General features: G+C 54.5%; 16 protein-coding genes and 2 pseudogenes. 12 read left to right on the top strand and 6 right to left on the bottom strand.

Translation table 11 applies throughout. The annotated features are described in order from the left end of the window. The first annotated feature begins 56 nt into the window (after positions 1-56). From GR183_RS21175 to GR183_RS21145, 7 genes are all read left to right on the top strand, one after another. Positions 57-1,277 (top strand): DegT/DnrJ/EryC1/StrS family aminotransferase, encoded by a 1,221-nt coding sequence (locus GR183_RS21175; protein ID WP_160777669.1) that lies wholly within the window; start codon positions 57-59, stop codon positions 1,275-1,277. Positions 1,278-1,287: 10 nt separating this feature from the next. Next, a complete protein-coding gene (locus tag GR183_RS21170; protein WP_160777668.1) occupies positions 1,288-2,250 on the top strand; it encodes an ATP-grasp domain-containing protein in 963 nt (320 codons plus the stop codon). Positions 2,251-2,261: 11 nt separating this feature from the next. Then, positions 2,262-2,954 carry an HAD family hydrolase gene (locus tag GR183_RS21165; protein ID WP_160777667.1) on the top strand — a complete coding sequence of 231 codons (693 nt, stop codon included), beginning with the start codon at positions 2,262-2,264 and terminating at the stop codon, positions 2,952-2,954. Between the two features lie 80 nt (positions 2,955-3,034). After that, entirely contained in the window at positions 3,035-4,432 is a 1,398-nt protein-coding gene (locus GR183_RS21160) for a lipopolysaccharide biosynthesis protein (RefSeq protein ID WP_202396227.1), read from the top strand. 155 nt (positions 4,433-4,587) lie between these two features. After that, the gene (locus tag GR183_RS21155) at positions 4,588-5,859 is read left to right on the top strand and encodes a glycosyltransferase family 4 protein (protein ID WP_208999947.1); all 1,272 of its coding nucleotides are present in this window, start codon (positions 4,588-4,590) and stop codon (positions 5,857-5,859) included. Next, entirely contained in the window at positions 5,810-6,706 is an 897-nt protein-coding gene (locus GR183_RS21150; RefSeq protein ID WP_202396226.1) for a sulfotransferase family protein, read from the top strand. The genes GR183_RS21155 and GR183_RS21150 overlap by 50 nt, the downstream gene beginning before the upstream one ends. Positions 6,707-7,226: 520 nt before the next feature. Continuing rightward, the gene (locus GR183_RS21145; protein ID WP_202396225.1) at positions 7,227-9,284 is read left to right on the top strand and encodes a polysaccharide biosynthesis protein; all 2,058 of its coding nucleotides are present in this window, start codon (positions 7,227-7,229) and stop codon (positions 9,282-9,284) included. A gap of 41 nt (positions 9,285-9,325) precedes the next feature. Here the strand turns inward: GR183_RS21145 and GR183_RS21140 are convergent, their stop codons facing one another. Then, a complete protein-coding gene (locus GR183_RS21140) occupies positions 9,326-10,753 on the bottom strand; it encodes a pectate lyase family protein (RefSeq protein WP_160777664.1) in 1,428 nt (475 codons plus the stop codon). A 508-nt stretch (positions 10,754-11,261) separates the two neighbouring features. Here GR183_RS21140 and GR183_RS21135 point away from each other — a divergent pair. Beyond that, positions 11,262-12,497, top strand: a complete 1,236-nt coding sequence (locus GR183_RS21135; protein ID WP_312846873.1) for a glycosyltransferase family 4 protein — start codon at positions 11,262-11,264, stop codon at positions 12,495-12,497. A gap of 71 nt (positions 12,498-12,568) precedes the next feature. Here GR183_RS21135 and GR183_RS21130 read toward each other — a convergent pair whose 3' ends face one another. Both GR183_RS21130 and GR183_RS21125 read right to left on the bottom strand, forming a co-directional pair. Continuing rightward, the gene (locus GR183_RS21130) at positions 12,569-13,432 is read right to left on the bottom strand and encodes an FkbM family methyltransferase (protein WP_160777662.1); all 864 of its coding nucleotides are present in this window, start codon (positions 13,430-13,432) and stop codon (positions 12,569-12,571) included. A gap of 1 nt (position 13,433) precedes the next feature. Beyond that, a complete protein-coding gene (locus GR183_RS21125; protein WP_160777661.1) occupies positions 13,434-14,594 on the bottom strand; it encodes an SGNH/GDSL hydrolase family protein in 1,161 nt (386 codons plus the stop codon). A gap of 1,481 nt (positions 14,595-16,075) precedes the next feature. Between GR183_RS21125 and GR183_RS21120 the strand changes: the two genes are divergently transcribed. The 4 genes from GR183_RS21120 to GR183_RS21110 all read left to right on the top strand — a co-directional run bounded on the left by GR183_RS21120 (position 16,076) and on the right by GR183_RS21110 (position 19,106). Then, on the top strand, positions 16,076-16,501 hold the full coding sequence (locus tag GR183_RS21120) for an SxtJ family membrane protein (protein ID WP_160777660.1): 426 nt from the start codon (positions 16,076-16,078) through the stop codon (positions 16,499-16,501). 68 nt (positions 16,502-16,569) lie between these two features. Further along, positions 16,570-16,719 (top strand): DUF5989 family protein, encoded by a 150-nt coding sequence (locus GR183_RS21725; protein ID WP_202396224.1) that lies wholly within the window; start codon positions 16,570-16,572, stop codon positions 16,717-16,719. 10 nt (positions 16,720-16,729) lie between these two features. Further along, positions 16,730-18,562 (top strand): carbamoyltransferase family protein, encoded by a 1,833-nt coding sequence (locus GR183_RS21115; protein WP_160777659.1) that lies wholly within the window; start codon positions 16,730-16,732, stop codon positions 18,560-18,562. Between the two features lie 160 nt (positions 18,563-18,722). Then, positions 18,723-19,106 (top strand): hypothetical protein, encoded by a 384-nt coding sequence (locus GR183_RS21110; RefSeq protein ID WP_160777658.1) that lies wholly within the window; start codon positions 18,723-18,725, stop codon positions 19,104-19,106. An 83-nt stretch (positions 19,107-19,189) separates the two neighbouring features. On the opposite strand, the pseudogene GR183_RS22385 reads toward GR183_RS21110, so the two are convergent. From GR183_RS22385 to GR183_RS21100, 3 genes and pseudogenes are all read right to left on the bottom strand, one after another. Further along, positions 19,190-19,512: pseudogene (locus GR183_RS22385) on the bottom strand (integrase core domain-containing protein); the annotation flags it as partial. A 55-nt stretch (positions 19,513-19,567) separates the two neighbouring features. After that, positions 19,568-19,767: pseudogene (locus GR183_RS22380) on the bottom strand (transposase); the annotation flags it as partial. Positions 19,768-19,953: 186 nt separating this feature from the next. Next, positions 19,954-20,904, bottom strand: coding sequence for a hypothetical protein (locus GR183_RS21100; RefSeq protein ID WP_160777657.1), 951 nt, complete (start codon positions 20,902-20,904; stop codon positions 19,954-19,956). Positions 20,905-21,034 lie beyond the last annotated feature (130 nt).

Raw genomic sequence — 21,034 nt, 5'->3', positions numbered from 1 at the left:
CGCCAAGACCGTATGGCATCAGCCGAACATCGCTCGATCGTTCTGGGAGGTTCGCCGTGCGTCGCTGGCCTGAATTCGACGATGAGCAGATCGAGGATGTCGTCAATGTACTGCGTTCAGGCAGGGTTAATGCCTGGACCGGCGAAAAGGTGGGCGAATTCGAAGCGGCCTATGCGGAGCTTCTCGGCAGGCGGCATGCGGTGGCGGTCTCCAACGGCACGGTCGCTCTCGACCTCGCGCTTTATGCGCTCGACTTGAAAGCGGGCGATGAAGTCGTCGTCACGCCCAGGAGCTTCGTCGCCTCGGCCTCCTGCGTCGCCATGGCGGGCGGCGTTCCGGTTTTCGCCGATGTCGATCAGGACAATCAGGCGATCACGGCGGATACGATCCAAAAGGTGCTCACCTCGAAAACGCGTGCCGTCATCGTCGTTCATCTTGGCGGTTGGCCGGCCGATATGGATCCGATCATGCAGCTTGCACGTGAGCATGATCTGGTCGTCATAGAAGATTGCGCCCAGGCACACGGCGGCGAATACAAGGGCCGTCCCGTCGGCAGCCTTGGCAATATCTCAACATTCTCGTTCTGCCAGGACAAGATCATCACGACCGGGGGCGAAGGGGGGCTCCTGGCGCTGGACGATGACGACTGGTGGAACAAGATCTGGAGCCGCAAGGACCACGGCAAATCGTACGACGCCGTGCATCGGCGGGACCACCCTCCCGGTTTCCGGTGGCTGCACGAGACATTCGGCTCCAATTACCGGATGATGGAAATTCAGGCTACACTCGGCCTCAGGCAGCTTGAAAGGCTGCCCGAGTGGCATGAAAGGCGACGTGAAAACGCCGCCATCCTGATGCGTGCATTCCGCCAGGTGCCAGGACTTCGAACGCCGGAGCCTCCCGCTGAAATCCGCCATGCATGGTATCGGTTCTACACCTTCGTGCGGCCCGACGTGCTGAAGCCGGGTTGGACACGGGACGCGATCATGCAAGCCGTTCTGGACCTCGGCGTCCCGTGCTTCAGCGGAAGCTGCTCCGAAATCTACCGGGAAAAGGCGTTCATCGATGCGGGTTTCGTGCCGCCTGAACCGCTTCGCATTGCAGCGGAGCTTGGCGAAACGAGCCTTGCTTTCCTCGTGGACCCCTGCCAGGGCGAAGATGACATGCAGCACGTTGCGGATTGCGTGGCGCGCGTGATGGGCGAAGCGGTCGATCATGCCGCGGTCCGTGGCGCACGGCAGCCGGAAACGCCTGCCCAAGCGCGCACTTCCGTGTAGGGGCCGGCTGATGGCTGTCACCTTGTTGCTATCATCGGCGGGACGGCGGGTGGGGCTGCTGGAGTGCTTCAGGGCAAGCGCACGCACCGCGAATATCGATATCAGGATTTTGGCGTGCGATATGGAGCCGGGCCTGAGCCCGGCCTGCCGGCTGGCGGACAAGGCTTTTGCCGTGCCCCGATGCGGCGACCCGGCGTTCGTCGAGTGCATGCTTGAAATCTGCGCTCGCCACGATGTCGATCTCATCGTCCCGACGATCGATCCCGAATTGAGTGTCTATTCGCGAAATATCGGCCGTTTTGCCGAATGCGGTACGCGCATTCATGTTTCCCCGCAATCCGTGGTCGACGTGGTGCGGGACAAGCTCCTTACCGCCGAAACGCTGGATGCGGCCGGAGTGCCGGTACCGGAGACCCATACGCTGGCGTATGGCCGGGAAAACGCCGAAAAACTCGCGTGGCCGTTGTTTCTCAAGCCATCGGGCGGCAGCGCCAGTCGCGGAATTCGCATCGTCCGCGGGCCCGGCGACCTGCCTGACGAACCCGACGAGCCCATGATCCTTCAGCAATTGCTCGAAGGGCCGGAATACACGGTCAATATCTTTATCGATGACGGCGGCAAGCTTCGCTGCGCGGTCCCGCATCGGCGCCTCAGCGTGCGCGCGGGAGAGGTTGAAAAAGGCATCACGGAGCGCGCGCCCGTTTTTCGCGATCTTGCCCTGGGCGTCTCGCGCGCTTTGCCGAATGCCCGCGGCGTGCTGTGCTTCCAGGTCATTCTGGACAAGGTGGCCGGGCCGCGCGTTTTCGAAATAAACGCCCGTTTCGGCGGGGGCTATCCGCTCGCTCATCATGCGGGGGCGCATTTCACGACCTGGTTGCTTGAGGAACTCACCGGCCGCCGATCTTCGGCCAATGACGACTGGCGGTCCGGCGCGCTCATGCTGCGCTATGACGCTGCCGTATTCGAAGGATGAAAGGGGTCTCGATGGCGGCACGCGCTCTTGTGGTATTCGATCTCGACGACACGCTCTACCTTGAACGCGATTTTGCCGTCAGCGGGTTCAAGGCGGTCGGGAAATGGCTGCTTCAAGAACGGTCGATAAACGGTTTTGCGGATGTCTGCATCGGTCTTTTCGATGAGGGCGGGCGAGGCAACATTTTCGATCGGGCTCTGGAACGTTCAGGCGTGGCGGCAGACGCCAGGCTGGTGAAAAGCCTCGTGGAGATCTACCGGGGCCATGAGCCGTCGATTTCCCTGGCGCAGGACAGCGAGCGCTACCTGGCGAACCGCTCACGGAGCGAGCCTCTTGCCTTGATTACCGACGGGCTGGCCGAAACCCAGAGCGCAAAGGTGCGTGCGCTGGGCCTTGAAGGCGTGATCGAGCGTATCGTCTACACCGGAGCCCTCGGGCCCGGATTCGGGAAACCTCATCCACGTGCCTACGAACTGGTGGAGGCCTGGGCCGCCCCCTTCGGTTTGCCCCTCGTCTATGTCGCGGACAATCCAATGAAGGATTTCGTGACGCCGCGCGCGCGCGGTTGGCTTACGGTCCAGATCAAGCGCCCGGAAAGGGTGCACAAGGTGGACGCGCCGAGCGAAGATCATTGTCCGCACGGCGTGATTTGCAATCTGGATGAGCTTGATGTCCGGCTCGAAGAACTGATGGAGATATGCTGAGCGCCCGCCCGGTGATTTGCCGGTGAACGACGAGGCGGGACGAGACCCTTTTTCCGGCGAACGAAGAGTGATGATGACAATTGCGTAACGCGGTCCGAAAAGTCACTGACAGGTTCGCGCTCCTTTCCTACGGAGGGGATGCGCTGCGCTTGCGCTTGATAAACATCGGTCATCTTCTGACTGGTGACTTTCTCGGCACGTTGATTGGCTTGCTTGTATTCATCATCTCGGGCCGAGCTCTCGGGACAGAAAATTTCGGAATCCTCGCACTGACGATAAGTTATGGCCGCGCAGTGCAGCGCCTCGTCGCATTCCAATCCTGGCAACCGCTCATCAAATACGGTGCGGAACTGAGCAAGCCGGAGCATATAGAAGACTATAAATCGCTCATGAAATTTGGCTTTCTGGTCGATGTCGCTGCGGCGGCGGTAGCCTATTTGGTGGCGATCGGTGGGGCGCTGATATTCGGTCCGCTGATCGGTGTGAGCGAAGCAGCCTTGCACCTAGTTCTCATTTATTCGACTATATTACTATTCAATATCAATGGATTTCCTACAGCGGTGATGCGTCTTGCGGGCCGTTTTCGTATTATGGCCTATTCATCATTACTAAATTTGATGCTGAGATTGGTTTTGTGCGTTTTTGGTCTTATTTTCGAGCAGGGAATTTTATATTTTATTATTATATTTGCCATGACCCAAATTCTTGGCTCATTATTTCTTTTCGTTCTGGCGATGTTTGAGTTGCGCCGGAAGGGTGCTTCGGGTTTGCTTTGGGCGCCAATAAGAGGTGTTTCCAAGAGATTTACCGGATTGTGGGCCTTCACGATCGGCTCTAACGTCGAACTGACGTTGCGGGCCACGGCGAACGAACTCGATACTTTATTTGTCGGCGCACTGGCTGGACCGTCGGCTGCGGGTCTTTATCACATCGCGAAGCGCTTTGGACGATTGATGCTGCAATTCGGAGTGCGGGTTCAGGCCGTATTGTATCCCGATGTGGCGCGGCTTTGGGCTGACAGAGCAATCGACGAATTTCGCAAGACGGTCATGCAAATGGAATTGCTTCTGGCCGGCTTGGGCGGGCTTATATTCATCGGCATTTCGTTGACGATCCATCCGATAATTCACTGGACCCTTGGAGATGAATTCATCGACGCGGCGCCATTGGTGACCGTGCAGATGATCGCCGTCGCGATGGTGCTGAGCGGCAGCGTTGCACGCTCCGCCCTCCTTGCCATGGGGCGGCAATTGGTGGTCTTGAAGATCGTTGTAATAGCCACTTTGGCCTTTCACGCGACAGCGATTGTCGCGATATACTACATCGGCGCGATGGGGGCTAATATCGCGCATGCCGTGATGGCTACGATTTTGCTGGTTGGTCTTCTGACAGCCTATACGTCTGCCTTGAAAGCTTCCTCGTCCACGATGCCGAATGTCGAGGGTATGAAGCCCGATATATCCATGAAGGCCGATTGAGCAACGGATGCGAGGGTAGGCAGGAAGGTTTCGTTGCGGAATTTCCTGACGAGGCAGGCGTGGAAAATAACGAAGCATGCTGTAGTAGAAACAAGCATTGAAATATCGCAGAGGAATGTGGATTGTAAAGGTGCGCTTAGCGTGAGCGTAGCTAAGTGGTAAAGAATTCCAGAGTGAGTCCGGTGGTAGTAATGAGTAATGGACGCATCACAATTTGCTTTCCATTTGTTGGAAACAGCTTCGGAGGGAGCCATGTTTCCGCGACCAAGCTGATATTAGCGCTTGATCGGAATATCTATCGGTCACTTGTGGTGCTGCACGTGGAAGATGGCCCGGTCGCATCTTACCTCAAAGAAAAAGGTATTCCTTTCCTTGTCGCTCCCGTCGGGGCGCCGCCGCTGGTTCGTGAGCAAGGCCGCTCGACGGTGGCACACATGATTTCGATGGCGCGTTTCGTATCCGGCGCAATTCCGTCGCTCGTAACATTCCTGAAGCGGCACAATGTCGACATTCTTCATACGAACGACGGTCAGATCCACGCTGCATGGAGCATACCGGCGCAGATCGCCGGCGCGAGGCACGTCTGGCATCATCGGGCGGATCCGGAAGCGTTTGGCGTGAATTATCTCGCCCCGGTTCTATCTCATCATATCGTTGCCGTCTCGCGCTTCGCCAAGCCGTGCAAGCCGATATGCAACGTCGACGGCAAATTCGCGGTGGTGCACAGCCCCTTCGACGTCCCGCTGAAAACGTCGGATCGCACGTCCGCCCGCTCCGGGCTTATTCAGGAACTCGGCTGCCGTGAGGATACGCTTCTTCTGGGCTACTTCGGCAGCATCGTTTCGCGAAAACGACCGGTTGCCTTCGTTGAAGCTGTTGCGGCTTTTAAGGAGCAACATCCCGATGTCCCGGTCATGGGCCTGTTGTTCGGGGCGCCTAATCTGCGGGAGCCAAAATATGATGGAAAGGTCAAGCAACGCGTGGAGGAACTGGGCATTGGCGATGCCATTCGCCTGATGGGCTTCAGACAACCCATTGAGCCTTACATTCATGCCGTGGACGCGCTTCTCGTGCCGGCCGTTCGCGAGCCATTCGGAAGGACGCTTATTGAAGCCATGTACCTCGGGACACCGGTGGTGGCGACGCGCGATGGCGGCAATCCGGAAGCGATCGAGGACGGAGTGAACGGCATCCTGGTTCCGCCGGATAGGCCGGAAAGTTTCGTGGAACCCATTTACAAGCTGCGAAACGACCCGAAGTTCCGGGAGAACATCGTCAAGGCGGCGGAAGAACGTGCTTACGCGAGTTATGGCGTCGATGTGCATGTGAACAAGATAACCGACATCTACGACAGGCTGCTTGGGGGGCGCAAAAGCGATGATCTCAACAGCCATGCGCGGCTCAGCAGAACAAGCCTGGGTCGCTGAAATGAAAATGACGGATATCGACTTTCTCATCATCGGAGCGACCAAAAGCGCAACCACGTGGCTGCAGAAGTCGCTGCAGGCGGATCCGAACGTCTTTATGCCCGGCCCCGAGCTTCATTTCTTCAGTCGCGAATACCATCGCGGCGAAGACTGGTATCTGTCCCGATTCTCGGAAGCGACGGACGGCCAGCTGATCGGCGAGAAGTCCAATTCATACCTGGAGGATGCGCAGGCAGCGGCCCGTATCTCCAGAAGTCTCCCCCATGCAAAGCTTGTCGTTCAGTTGCGCAACCCCATCGACCGGGCTTATTCCGACTACTGCATGCTTTACCGCCGAGGCGAAGTCGGCCGTGATATCGACAGGTATCTCGATCCGGAGAAACCTCAGACCGCGCGCTTCATTGGGGCGGGCGAGTATTATCATCATCTGCAGATCTATTTCGAGCTGTTTCCCGCCGAGCAGATCCTCGTTACCTTGTACGAGACCATCAAGACAGAGCCTGAACGACAGCTGGAAACTGTGCGAACCTTTATTGGCCTTGAGCCTGATAAATCTGCAAGCTTCATGCGCCCTAAGGTCAAGGACAAGACGACGCCCATGCTAAATCCCCGCATGCGGCGGGTGTTGCGCCCGGTCAAGCCGCTCGTGGCTCCAATGCGCGGTAACAACCTATTCCAAAAGGTGCACGGCGCTCTTGCGTCAGAAATGCGTTATGAACCCTTGCCCGCGCACCTTAGGGATGCGCTCATAGAATATTATAAAAGTGACGTAGAGGCGCTTAGCCGGATGCTGGGCCGCGATCTATCCGGCTGGCTGCGTAGCCCAACAATGGGATTCTCCGCCTGAGCAAAGAGGCTCCCCTTAAATCGAATTGTGCCGAAATTTAAAGATACATCATACGCATAGATGGGCGCACTCGTTGCCTGGCCGCTTCGCATAATCGGCAATCCCGACAGGGTTTAACTGACAGGCAGTGCGCTTATCGCACCTATGATTGCCCTGCCGGTTAACGCAATATTAATCTAATGCTTTGGCTTTGAAGCTTTATTTGCTGCGTAAATAGCTTCCAAGCAGGCTGTATAGTTCAACTAAAGCGCTGTTTACAGTGGCTTTAACATGAACGGTCCGGCTCAAAGCTAAATACACTCCTAACTGTGTAAAGTATTGCGTTGACGGAGTTGTAGATATGGGGCGCGAATATAACCGCAAGGGGCAAGCATCTAGGCGAGTGTCAGTTGTCGAGCACATTTCCGCTGAATTAAAAGCGTCCTTAACGGCAATTTTCTCCGGGGAAGCACTCAAGGACTGGCTGAATGCTCAGAGGAAGCGAAACGAAGGGCTTTTGCGCAGGGTGCGCGCGAAATCCTTGGGTATTGCAAAATCGGTTGTCCGAAACTACCGCCTCTACATTCTAGATCTTACCCTCTCTGCCTTTGCACTGGTGTTCGCGGCGGCATTGCGCGTCGGGCCTCAGGCATTCGCGGCGGACGGGGAGTTTGCGCGATCGATCGTCTTTGTCACGGTTGTCTTTGTCGCCATCTGTTCCGTGACTTTTCCCGTCGCCGGTCTTTACAAGCGCAACTGGCGGTACGCCTCTATCCTGGACTACATCATCCTTGTCAGGGCGGTGCTTATCGCATCGATTATTCTTACCACCTGCGTCTTCCTCTACTCGCGCCTCGCTTTCGTGCCGCGGTCCGTCATCCTGATCGAAATCATGGCGCTCGTTCCTTTGCTGGCTTCGGTGCGTCTGACCTTCAAGCATGAGGACCTGAAGAGCATTGGTCACTTCACGCGTACCGCGGAGCCGGACCTGCGCTCGGTTGTTCCGGTCCTTCTGGTCGGTGCGGGCGATGAAGCGGACCACTATTTACGGGCATTGCAGCGCGACAACTCGTCGTCCTACTGCCCCGTGGGCCTGATAGACGGATCCGAGGCCGAGATCGGAACCATTTTGCGCGGTGTCCAGATTCTTGGCACTCCGCCGGACTTCGACGGCGTCGTGGCGGATTTGGACAGCAAGGGAAAGCGGCCCCGGCATGTGATATTCACGGCGCCGGTTTCCTCGATCGACGGTGCCGATCACGTCGTCAAACGCGCGGAAGAACTCGGCATGGCAGTCTCGCGCCTCAATCCCGCGACCGCGCTTCGCAAGACGCGCAATTCCGAGGAATTCGAGCTGCGCCCCATCGAACTGACAGACCTGCTGGAGCGGCCGCAGGCTTCGCTCGACGTTGCCGCCCTGCATCGCTTTATCGGCGGTCGGCGCGTGCTCGTTACCGGTGCGGGCGGTTCGATCGGCAGCGAATTGACGAAGCAGATCGCCGCGCTTGGCCCCTCGCATCTGGTGGTCATCGACAACTGCGAATTCAATCTCTATTCGATCGACCTGGAGTTGTCTGAAAACTTCCCCGATGTCCCGAGGTCGGCTCATCTTTGCGATGTGCGCAGCGTCGACCGATTGAACGACGTGTTTTCGAAGCATCACCCGGAGTTTGTGTTCCACACGGCCGCACTCAAGCATGTGCCGATGGTGGAGCTCAATTCTTGCGAGGGTGTCTACACGAATGTCTTGGGCACGAAGAATGTCGCCGAAGCCGTGATGTGCTGGGGTGCGCTGGGCATGGTGCAGGTTTCGACCGACAAGGTCGTGAATTCGACCAGCATCATGGGTGCGACCAAGCGGCTGGCCGAGCTTTATTGCCAGGCGCTTGACCTGGAAGGCGTCAGCCGGGAGGGGTCGCCCAGGTTCATGACCGTGCGTTTCGGAAACGTGCTTGGTTCCAGCGGTTCGCTTATTCCGCTTTTCAAGCGCCAGCTTGCCCGTGGCGGGCCGCTTACCGTGACGCATCCGGACATGAAACGGTTCTTCATGACGATCCGCGAAGCCGTGGAACTGACCCTTCAGGCTTCGGCTTATGGCCTGGAAAAGGAAATCGGGCAGGGCGAGATATTCGTGCTGGATATGGGCGAACCGATAAAGATCGTCGATATCGCGCGCCGCATGATCCGCCTGGCCGGCTTGACGCCCGACGAGGATGTGAAGATCGACTTCGTCGGATGCAGGCCGGGTGAAAAGTTGTTCGAAGAACTGTTCGATTCTTCCGAAGAGCGCGTTTCTCCGCCGGTTCCCGGCGTGCTTGGCGCGGTGCCCAAGCCGGTGTCGTTGCCGGAGCTTTACGACACGTTTGCCAAGCTGGAAGCGGCGGTGGCGAATGGCGATGCGGCCGCCATCATCGATGCCATCCGTTTGGTGCTGCCGAATTTCCGCGCCGAAGGGCCGGCGCAAAAGCACAAGAAGGCGCTTGCCCACCGGAGCAATCGCAACAAACTCGCTGTCCTCGAGAAGCGACCCACGCGAAAGATCCGGCCTGTTTTCGAACCGCGCGGCACTGGTGAAGATTCCATTCGGCACACGCGCTGAAAGTTTACGTCCCGTTCTTGGCATGTGCCCGGCGGCATCTCTTATTTGGAGCTGTTTTTGAAATCGCCGGCCAAATAGCTCAGGTACTCCTCAATATTCGACCAACCATCGCCATCTCGATCTGACCAGGCATCGCCGGGGTCTTCGGGGTCAAGCCCCGGTATTGTACGCTCCCAGTCGTCGGGCATTCCGTCTTTATCTCCATCGGCAGAAGCTTCGATGGTAGGAAGTTCTGGCCATCCTCCCGCTTCCGCAGGCGAATCGACGCGAGATCCGTGGCAGTTGCGCACTTCGTCAATCAGTTTTTGGTCAAGGGCATCAAGCTTTCGCGCCGGGCCGGTGCGGGCACCGACATTGCTGAGTACATTTTCCAATGTTTCCGAAGCAGGTTCGGGTTTTACCGTAAGTGGGAAAACCGGGGCGTCGATCAGAAAAGGTTGTGTCCGATCGCCTACGACCGGCAATCTTTGATCATAGTTGCATCCTCCGCCACGCTGGCGATCAAGATTGATATTGTCTTCGGCAAAAATGCTTATTCGGTAATCGGGGTTCTTCGGATAGGCGTCAAACGCATTTGGCCTCCTTGAGGAACGCGTACTCGGCCCTGGCAATGCTATGTTGCCGACGTAGTTAACCACCGTTTCACCGTAATGGTTGTAGAACTCCCCAAATTGACTGGTGGGGTTGTAAAAGACGTTATTGACTATTTCTATCGGTCCGGACGGGGTCGAGGCGATATCCGGGTTTCGATCTCTATTGTGCGCGAACAGGTTTCCGACGAGCGAAAGACGGCCGCATTTGGCATTCTTTCCGTCCTTCGTGCACAAAAGCGCACCCTTGGAGTGCTTTCCCTTCTTGTGGTTCGCCCGGTCGAGCCCCCAGCCGACAATACTGTTAGCAATGGTAATGTCGACGGTCGGCCGATACTTGGTCGTAACGCTGACATTCTCATCGGTCGCAAATTCGACAGAGAGATGGTCGAGATAGATGTCGTTGCTGCTACCGATCATAACGCCGTCCACGCTTGTGGATGGGAGAGGGCTGGGGCCCGGCCGCAATTTAATGTACCGGACCAGAACGTCTTGCGACTTTAAGATCAATAAGGGAGTGCCTTGAGCTTTACCGATACGGATCTGAACGCCCTGTCCGGGAGCGGTTTGGCCGGCGATGTAAGTATTCGAGGCGACCAAAATCGATTTGTCGACGTTGATAGTGCCGCCGATGGTGAAGACGCAGACGCGTGGCTTGCCCTCATGCTGCGCGCATGCTCTCAGTGAGCCGGGGCCGGAGTCTCTCAAGTTGGTTACCTGAACGATCTCGCCTCCGCGCCATCCTACGGCATGACGTCCGAACCCAACTGCGCCGGGAAAGGCTGCATTCGAAGTTCCTGAGTTTGCGTTCCCCGAGGGAAATCCCAGAGCTCCTAATGCAAGAAGGGTTGTCGCAAACAATTTCAGGTTCGAGGCCATGGATACACCTCACCGGCTCGCTCTGATCTAAATTAATAGTATAATAATTGCAAACTTATTAGAATCAAAAATATAGGCCTTTTTGTGACAAATAAAATCCCCATTTTTCATGAGTCCTTGGAATTAATTAAAATAGATGTTTTCACGAAAAAAGAATTTTGAGTTATATTGAAAAGCGTGAAAATCCAATTTTTAAATATATATATAAAAAAGTTGTTTGTTGTATTTTGTAATACTATAATTTTTTATATAGCATAACCTTCGTGATGAACGTGCTACAGATGCGACAAGAAACTCGAACGAAGAACGAGGTAAGTTTGGCTCGACTATGCAACAGAAGCCAAGCTGGACCGGTCGGCACGTTGTTAAACCTGCTGGCTGGTAATCTCGGTTCGCGCCTTTAGATTAACCTCGAGCATATGTCGCGAAATCCGGATCGGATTTCGCGACATATGCTCAAGATATTGATTCTGGAGCGAATTCTTGTCGCGAAAGCGATCCTGCTTTCGTGGAAAGCGCTCCAGACATCCTATCGGATCCGCAAGGATGCACGGCGAATCCGAGCCGAGAGAGCGTGGGGGAATTAACGGTGGAGCCTGAAACAGACACTTTGCCGGGGCGGAGCGAACAAGAGGCGGAACTCCCGCCCTACGGGAAAGTAGTGTTTGTGCTGCCTGGTCTCATTGCCGGCGGAAGCGAACGTATTGTCTCAGGCCTTGCAAATCATTGGGCGTCAATCGGCGGCGATGTTTCAATCGTGACATTCGAGCCGCCCGGTACCGAGCCATACTATCCGATCGATAAAAGGGTCAAGTTGGTGCAGCTTGACGTCCGCGCTGCCCCGAAACCGCGGGTCATTTCAGCATGGCAGGTAGCTAGACGCATAAGGGCGCTAAGGAGCGCGCTCAAGCAGATCCGTCCGGATGTTGTCGTAAGCTTTCTGACCAAGATAAACGTCGTATCCATTACGGCTGCCGCGGGGCTCGGCATCCCAGTGATAGTTTCGGAACGCAACAATCCGGAGGCGCAACGTTTCAATGCGGTTTGGGACTGGGCTCGCACGAAGGCCTACCCTCATGCCTTCGGCCTCGTGACGATGACGGAAGGTGCCAGGCGTTTCTTCCCGCTCTACATGCGCAAGCGATCTTGGGTGATCCCCAATCCGGTTCGATTGCCGGGAGAGTGGTCGCCGCAGCGCGGCAACAATAATCTGATTGCTGTAGGCCGGCTGGTGGATCAGAAGGGATTTGACCTGCTGCTGGAGGCGTTTTCGAAGGTTGCGCGTTCATTTCCTGATTGGACGCTTACGATCTGGGGGGAGGGGCCTTTACGATCGGAATTGGAGGCGCGGCGCGACGAACTCGGCCTTGGAGAGCGGGTTCGGATGCCAGGCGTTACCGAGCGCCCGACCATCTGGATAGAAACCGCCGATATCTTCGTTCTTTCATCGCGCTATGAAGGCTGGGGAATCGTGTTGCTCGAGGCGATGGCCGCCGGGTTGCCGGTTGTCTCCTTCAACTGCGAATGGGGGCCGAGCGACATGGTAACGGACGGTGTCGACGGATTGCTGGTTCCGCCACTGGATGTCGATGCGCTGGCCGATGCGCTGGCGAAACTGATGGGAGACAAAACGCTTCGTGTTCGGCTTGCTCAATCGGCTGCACGGTCCGCCGCGAAATTCGCGCCCGATCGCATAAATGAGCTTTGGCGCGAGGCGGTGCAGACCGCGATTGACGGAAACTGACGGCAAAATCGAGGAGGTCCCGTCGGTCGGTTTGCGCAGACGCCGAGGGAATTTAAGCCTTTTCCCTCTTGTCAGCCCAGCATGTTCTCAACGGCCTTAAGCCCGGCTTCGTCGTCTTTGTGAATGCAAATCACGTCACGATTGGCATTGCCTTCGATCTCAACGGTTTGTGTTAGCGAAGAGCCTTGCAGGCCTCGATGCTCATGAAACTGGAAATGCTCGTATCCGGTCGCTTTCGTTATTGAAATCACGTCGTGAACATCTTCACCCAGTTCTCTTATTTGCGGGGGATGGACTTCGATGAGAAGCACCGGTTTGTTTTCAGCAAGAAGCCTGGACGCCCCGCGCAGAGCGGGCACCTCGAAACCTTCCACATCAATCTTCACGACATCGGGCGGGCGTGACATCCTGCTGACGAAGTCATCGATTGTCGTCAGCTCTACCGCCATCAATTCCGTCTCTCCTTTAAAGGCGGAATTGATGTGATGCGATGCATTATGCGGCCTATTTTGGGGTAGATTTAACGTGCCTTGAACGTCCGAAATGCCCAAGTTGACAGCGTGAAGTTGGCCCCTGACCGGTTCCGCCTGCCAATTGAAGCACCGCTCCAACTCACGAAAATTGGAAGGGTCCAGTTCGATGGCGGTTGCTTCATGATCGGGAACAGAAGCGAAGAGCACAGAAAAATAGCCGAGATGAGAGCCAATATCGAGCAATGAATGCTTGCTCTCGGAAAGCCGTTCCAGGAGGAACGTCATGGCCGGCTCATGATATCCGTGGATTGCTCTTCGAAGGCGATTTCGGAAATACCATGTTTTCGGGTATGGACGGTCAGCCAGAAAGGCGGCGACATTCCCCGCGAAGGGGACTTCATAGTGATCCGGCCGGCTATTGATATAGGCTGCCGCCACAAACTTCTTCAGGCGCTGCAGCATGTCAATTACCGTTGCCGATCACGAAGGGGGTCAGTAATTTCGTTGACTTTGAAGAATCGCCCTGATTCAGACGACCTACAATGTACGACGCTATGATCTCGTTACCGTTAGGCGAGAGATGGCACCAGTCGATATAAAATGCCTCGTCCACATCGTCGAGTGCGGTTCTCAAGTCGAGGAAATTTTCCTGAAGGTCTGGAAATTCCTCCTTCATCAGGTTGACCACCTGCGGATAGACCGCGGCATATTCCTCTCCAAGGCGGGGGTCGAGCGACAAATGGTCGATCCGCGATTTGCTTATGTAGGCATGCGGCTGGAGGATGGCGATAAATCGGCCGCCATATCCCTCGACGAGATCTTTCATAAGCCTCCAGTCGTAGAGAAGGTTGCGCGCGACCCGTTCGGCCTTTTCGGGACTTTCCTTACAGTCGTAAGGACCTTCCGCAACCCGCTTTCGAGACGCAAGTGTGCGTTTGACCCGTCCGGCGAGATCGTTCATCGGCCCTACGACGTCCAGGAGCGAAGCTTCCTTGCGGTTTGCAAGAAATGTGCGGATTTCTTGTTCGCGGGCGTGAGAATATGAACCATGCTCCCGCCTGCAGCGGTTCCATACGTCGTTGACCCCGTCGTAAAACACGACAATATCGGGGCGGAAGCCCGTAGAGTAACTTTCGAAAAAGCGGTTGAAGCTCTGGTGGGAGATGTAGCCGGTCTCGCCAAAGTTATAGGCTTTGAGGTTCGGGCTTTTCTGCGCCACGTATGAAGGGATCGTTGTTTCATCGTTCGCGCCGGTTCCCCACATTGTGGAACCGCCGTAAAGGGCAATTGTCTGGTTTGGCTCGGCATCGTCGAGGCCCACGGTGCGCCTTAAACCATTCTCGTCGATATTTATCGTTTCGCCAGAATATTCGGGCCGGCGCCAGCCGACGAAAGAGGCGAAGTAACCCTTTGTCAGATTGTCGTATTCCTCAAAATGCTTGCGCGCCCAGTCGATCCCCTCATAGTTGGGAAACAAGTGAGAATTGGCATATTGTTTTGTTTTGCTTGCATTATATTGATTTATGAAAATAACAGCGAAAATGTTTCCAAGTGTAATAAGCGCCAGAAGAATGAAAATATTGGCAAAAGTGACTTTGAAGGCCTGTGCGATTTTGTTGCTCATCTGCCCGCCCTTTATACAAACCGGCGCGCTATGACACGTGCCGTACTCAAGATGCCTGGCATTCCGAATTCGATTCAGCCGTCTGATTTTGCGTATTTATTCGCTTCGGCTTACTCGTATCCGCGAGGCAGCGACTGCCGCCTGCCGCGTCGTCGGCAGAATGCATCCGGAGATCAAGCTTTACCTTGAATGTCACTCTCCTTTTGCATTTACCTGTATATTCTAATGTATCTTAGCGTAAGGCAAGTGAGTTCAGGATTTTTCATTAATTCGCATAAAATACAGGGAAAATGGTCCTCGCTACAATTATCGCCTGCCGGCGATTTATTCGAGGACCAGCCAAATCGGCCATATCCCAAGATCAACCGAACCGAAATCGTCCCGATTTCGGTTCGACATGTCGATCGCCGATTTCTTGCGGAACAACTCGCCTGCGCCCGACCGGGCGCAGGTTGCACCGTGGACACCGAAACGGCTTCGACCTGCTTCGTCGAAAGGCTTGACCGGGCGCCCAACCCGCCCCGCGCCCCTCCCCGTGCAATTTTTTGCCGTTTCATGTGCCATTTTCATTAATCTTATGAGTCCGTTACCTAGAGCGCATTTCCACGAATGCGGAATCGCTCTCGTGACTAGAGTTCGCTTCAGAATCAATATCTTGAGCATATCCTGACCGTGAAATCCGATCCGGATTTCGCGGGATATGCTCTGGAAATTCAAGATTGAAAGCTTAGCCTAAATCGCGCGGCAGGACCCGAGGCGAATCCTTACCGATAAACCTTACGTAGAGAGTATTTTGTCAGGATTAAGTATAAGAGGAAATCCCATAGTTATTACCTAACATTATGAAAATACAAATGGTAGAGTTTTCGCAGAGCTTGTCATGCAAACGAAACGTCGCTATCATTTTTTTTGTGAAAATACAGGAGCTGGCAGGAACTGCGATTTAGGGTTCACAACCCGAGTTTGCATCTTTCGTAAGTATACATGTCACGGAGTTGGAAGAACTTTTCGGTGATATGTAACTAGTATCAAGCGGAGATGGGTATGTACTGTAGGCGTATGCGTAGTGGCCGAAATGTCGGCTGCGGATCGGTACCTGTCAGCGTTCCGGGCGCAATGTATTCTGCGCGACAAACCAAAGTGGAACATGCTCCGTATTGCAAGCGCGAAGCGGCGCTCGAATTCGCGTTCCAACTCCCTGAAAACTTAGAGATAGAGCTTCTATCAGCGAACACCTTGCCGGCGCGAATGTCGCTGGAGGTTCCTTGCAGTCATGAGCAGGGGCTGGGTGTTCATGCTCGCTTTCCCGAAGGGACGGGGCAAACAGGCAGGCTGATCGAGAGAAAGTTTCCCTCCCGGATTTTGTCTCGCAGCCGACGCTATCAACAACCAGGACCGCGATCGTGGTGTGTGCCGCCTCCAGGTCTGGAGTTCAGGCAATCTGTCCGCGCGGCATTCGAGCCTGTCGTGAGGGGGCGAATATGACACATGAAGTCATTATTGACGAAAAACCCAAAGGCCCGAACAATCGAGCCTTTGGATACACGGTTGGTGGAATTCTCGTCGCCTTGGCGCTTGTAAGATGGGCGTGGGTCGGCGAACCGGGCGCCGTGTTGACCGTGCTTGGCGCGATCGGGCTTGTACTTGTTATCGCAGCTTTTGTTTATCCAGATATTTTGGAAATACCAAACAAGCTTTGGTATAAATTGGGTCTTTTGCTTTTTATGATCGTAAATCCAATTATAATGTTCCTGATTTACATCACGACATTCCTTCCTATCGGTCTCATCATGCGTGCCAAAGGGCATGACCCGTTGGCATCGTCTATCGACAAAAAGAGCCACAGCTACTGGATTTCCCGTTCGGAAGAGCCAGAGGAATCATCTTCGATGCAAAATCAGTTCTAGAAAACATGCATCGAACGTAACACCAGGTTTGCGGCAAACCGCAACGCATTTGGCCTTGGGAGGCGGAAATGGAATTGGTGCGTGAGCTTTGGGTTTACATGAGTTCCCGGAAGAAATTCTGGCTACTGCCCATCCTGATCATGCTCGGGATCTTCGGTACCCTAATCGTTCTGACGCAAGGTACTGCTGTTGCCCCGTTCATCTACACCCTGTTTTGACGGAGGCTCTATGCTGATCCTTGGCATTTCAGCTTTCTATCACGACAGTGCCGCCGCGCTTGTGCGCGACGGCCAGATCGTCGCCGCCGCGCAAGAAGAGCGTTTTACACGCAAGAAGCACGATCCGTCGTTTCCGTCGAATGCCGTCGCTTACTGCCTCGAGGAAGCAGGGTGTCGGATGGCGGATATCGACCACGTTGTTTTTTACGACAAGCCGATTTTGAAATTCGAGCGTCTTCTGGAAACCTATCTGGCGACCGTTCCGCGAGGATTCCGTTCCTTTCGGACAGCAATCCCTGTATGGGTGAAGGAGAAGCTCTTTCAAAAAGGAATGCTCAGGAAGAAGCTTGGCGAAATTGATGGCGTGAAGTCGTGGGAAGGCTCGTTGCTTTTCACGGAACATCATCAGTCGCACGCGGCGAGCGCCTTTTTCGCCTCACCCTTCAAAAGCGCGGCTGTTCTGACCATGGATGGCGTGGGCGAATGGTGCACCACGTCGCTCGGCCACGGCCGCGAAAACCAGCTGGATATTCTTAAGGAAATACGCTTCCCGCATTCGCTTGGTCTTCTGTATTCGGCCTTCACCTACTACACCGGATTTAAGGTAAATTCCGGGGAATATAAGGTAATGGGTCTGGCGCCTTACGGAAAACCCGTCTATGCGCAGAAGATTCTCGACAATATCATGGATTTGAAGGACGACGGTTCGTTCCGTCTGGATCAGAAGTATTTTAATTACTGTACCGGATTGACGATGACATCTTCGGCCTTTCATGAGCTGTTCGATGGCGAACCGCGCAAGCCCGAAACGCCGTTGACACAGCGCGAGATGGATCTTGCGGCTTCGGTACAGCTTGTCACGGAAGAGGCCGTATCCAGGCTCGCGAGGTTCGCTCGCGAGGTGACCGGCGAACGCCAACTTTGCCTCGCCGGGGGTGTTGCGCTCAACTGCGTTGCGAACGGCAAGCTTCTGAAGGAAGGCGTCTTCGATGACATCTGGATCCAACCGGCCGCAGGCGACGCGGGCGGGGCGCTGGGTGCAGCGCTCGCCGTCTGGCATCAGTATCTGGGTGAAGAGCGCAAGACCAACGGCAAGGACTTCATGGAAGGCTCCTACCTCGGTCCCGCCTTCGAGCAGAGTGAGATCGAGAAGCGCCTATCCAATGCGGGTGCCGTATTCGATGTCCTGTCAGACGATGACATGATCTCCACCACGGCCGATGCGCTGGCGGAAGAAAAGGCCGTCGGCTGGATGCAGGGGCGGATGGAATTCGGCCCCCGCGCCCTTGGCGGGCGGTCCATCCTGGGCGATCCGCGATCGCCGACAATGCAAAAAACGCTGAACCTCAAGGTGAAATATCGCGAGAGCTTTCGCCCGTTCGCGCCGTCGGTGCGTCGCGAGGATGTCTCCGACTGGTTCGATCTCGATACTGACAGTCCGTATATGCTCCTGGTCGCGGAGGTGCTGGAGCGCCGGCGATATACCCCGAACCAGGATGAGAAGGAACTCTTCGGCATCGATCTTCTGAACGTCCCGCGTTCGGAAGTTCCGGCGATCACGCATGTCGATTATTCGGCGCGCGTTCAGACGGTCCATAAGGAAACCAATCCGCGCTACTGGAAGCTTTTGACGGAATTCAAGTCGCGCACGGACTGTCCGGTCCTGGTGAATACCAGTTTCAACGTTCGCGGCGAACCGATCGTGTGTACGCCGGAGGATGCCTTTCACTGCTTCATGGGCACGGAAATCGAACGCCTTGTGGTCGGCAATTGCGTGATGCGCAAGGAGGATCAGCCCGCGCACTTGAAGAAGGACTACAAAGAGGAGTTCGAACTCGACTGAAGCCGGGCACCGCACCGTCTTCTTGATCGGGCCGGATGCTGTTGGAATGGCTGTGATCTTACTGGGCTACTAGATTTGTCAGGGGGTGGAAGCGAGCAGGAGGTCAGGCATTGAAACGCCTAGCTGAGACATAGAGACGCTCTCCAAGATGGAGGGGGGTATGAAGATAAATGATGTCATCGAGATTGCGTCAAATGGCCAGGGCGCTCCGACCGGCTTGATAAGGGCCATTTACCAGGCCAGTCAATTCGGCCAGATTGCATTGGTCCTGCACGATATTGAACCCGAATCGGTCGATCAGATACTTGATCCCGTCGTGGAGACGCTACCGAGAACGATTCCCGGAGTTGTCTATATTGACTTCAACGATAAGGATCGGATCAGGGAAGTCGTCAGTTCGGCAAATTGCGTTTTCTTTGCAACTCGGGCCTTTCGGAGGATCGTGTCAAGCTGCGGTGTAGACAGCGACAGGCTCTATTCAGTCAAGAGTTCGGCGCTGGGAGTTACGCCGCTCGTCATGAATGGTCACCTGCCGATTTTCTGATGAAGCACTATGCTTGATCCCACAATCTAAGGCGGATTCGAGCGTAAAGGTTTTGGGGAATTGGGATTCATTCGATCCGCAAATCACTTCTTGCCCGCTTGATGATGATCTCTGACCTGCTCCCCAGATTGTCCGCGATTGCGAGTTAGCTCTTTCGAGGTGTGATCTTCATTGGAACGGGTTGCAAATTCGTTCGGGATCATCTCGTCGAGGCTGCTATGCGGCCGGTTGAGATTGTAGTCGGTCCTCCGGTTCTCGATGATTTCTCGGGCGTGGCGGTAGCTGCGGAACAGATGCTAGTCGAGGCATTCGTCCCTCGGCCGTCCATTGAAGCTTTCCACGAAGCCGTTCTGCATGGGTTTGCCGGGGCGATATAGTGCCATTTGACACCCCGTTCCTGCTGCCATCCCGAACATCTCGCGGAGCGTCGACACGTCCATCATCGACTCCGCCAGCAGCTACTTCAGCTGCGCGTTTTCGTCCTCAAGCGCGTTCAGCCGCTTGGCATCCGACAGTTCCATGCCGCTATACTTCTTGCGCCAGGTACAGAACGTGGCATCCGCGATGCCGTACTTGCGACACAGAATGGCAGACGACATCCCCGCCCGATGCTCGTTCAAAATGCCGATATCTGTACTTGCGGGAAACGTGATCGCTTCATCGCCCATCTCCTCAATTAAAGAACAGGCTAACCCAAAAACGAGGATCGTTCAGGGGAGCAGGTCAGTGAGTTGCAACAAATTCTTATTCACCAAATAATCGAATAGCAAAGATGGATTTCTATCTTCAATTTTCCGTCGTCAAAGAGCAGTGCTTGAGAAAACGGAGCCGGCTTCAGGAAAGCGCATTAGCGCTGCGATACAATCGAATGACCAGCGACACTTTTGTCGAAAAAGGCTGAAAATGCCCTGTGCCCCTTCGCGTTCCAGTGGCTATCGCTCTTCAAGAAATATTGCGGGTCTTTTTGAGGGTTGATATCGTAGAAAATACAGTCATTATTCGCGCAAATTTCTGAAAGTTCTAGGATTTTTTTCAATTTCTCAGGATAGCCTTGAAATATGAACGTAGTCTCCGCGCCGTGAGAGTGTTTAGATATAAAATCGAATTCCTTGATAACCTTCTTCGTGTCCTGATCATCGCCGTGGATGCTATCAGAGAGAGAAATAGATCTTGCAAAAAGATAGTATAGATAAGAATTATCTCTTAAATGTCCATGTAATACTTCAAGATTGTTGAGATAAATTATTTTGTCGTCATAAAGGTAAGGTTTGTAACGGTAGTGGTTCAGGTGTTTCTGACTATCGATCACGTCATTGGGCGAACTCAGTACGATCTGATGCCGTAATCCAGTGCACTTCTTATTGTTTCTAAAAGCGTCGAACTTCAAGAAAGACTGCAACGGAGAATATCCCATAACCCCAAAATTAAGCGAGTGATTCTTAAGGTTGGCGCTGATGTAGTCGAAACGCTCTTCAATATTTACGCCTTCTCCGAATGCAAATGAGTCACCCAATAAAACGATCTCCTTACCCTCACAACGAATTTGCCGATTGCTGTTCGAATCGATGCGATAACCAACTTCATTTGTGAACACGTCCCAATTGCGAGTTGGTTTTTTTCTGGAAACTGCGAGATTATTTTGTAAGTCCCAGCCAAGTTGTCTGGAGACTTCGAAAATTCTTGGTTCGCCAACGATGATATATCTGATAAATATTTCAGCGGCAGCAATGGATAGGCATAAGGATAAAACAACAAGGAGTGCATTCGCAATCGAAGGCGAGCGGACAAAGATACGCATTACTAATCCTCTCACGACTTTCTGTTATCAGTCGCTAACTGCTAGTTTATAATCAAAAATCAAATAAACAACAATTTATAGCTCTTTTGAAGTTTTCCGGAGCCTTAGTTTAACCGGAAGCGGGTTTCTG

It is taken from the genome of Stappia sediminis, assembly GCF_009826895.1.
GTDB classification, from domain to species: Bacteria; Pseudomonadota; Alphaproteobacteria; order Rhizobiales; family Stappiaceae; genus Hongsoonwoonella; species Hongsoonwoonella sediminis.
Note: the sequence above shows the minus strand (reverse complement) of the source record. Positions and strands in the feature narration are given on the sequence as shown.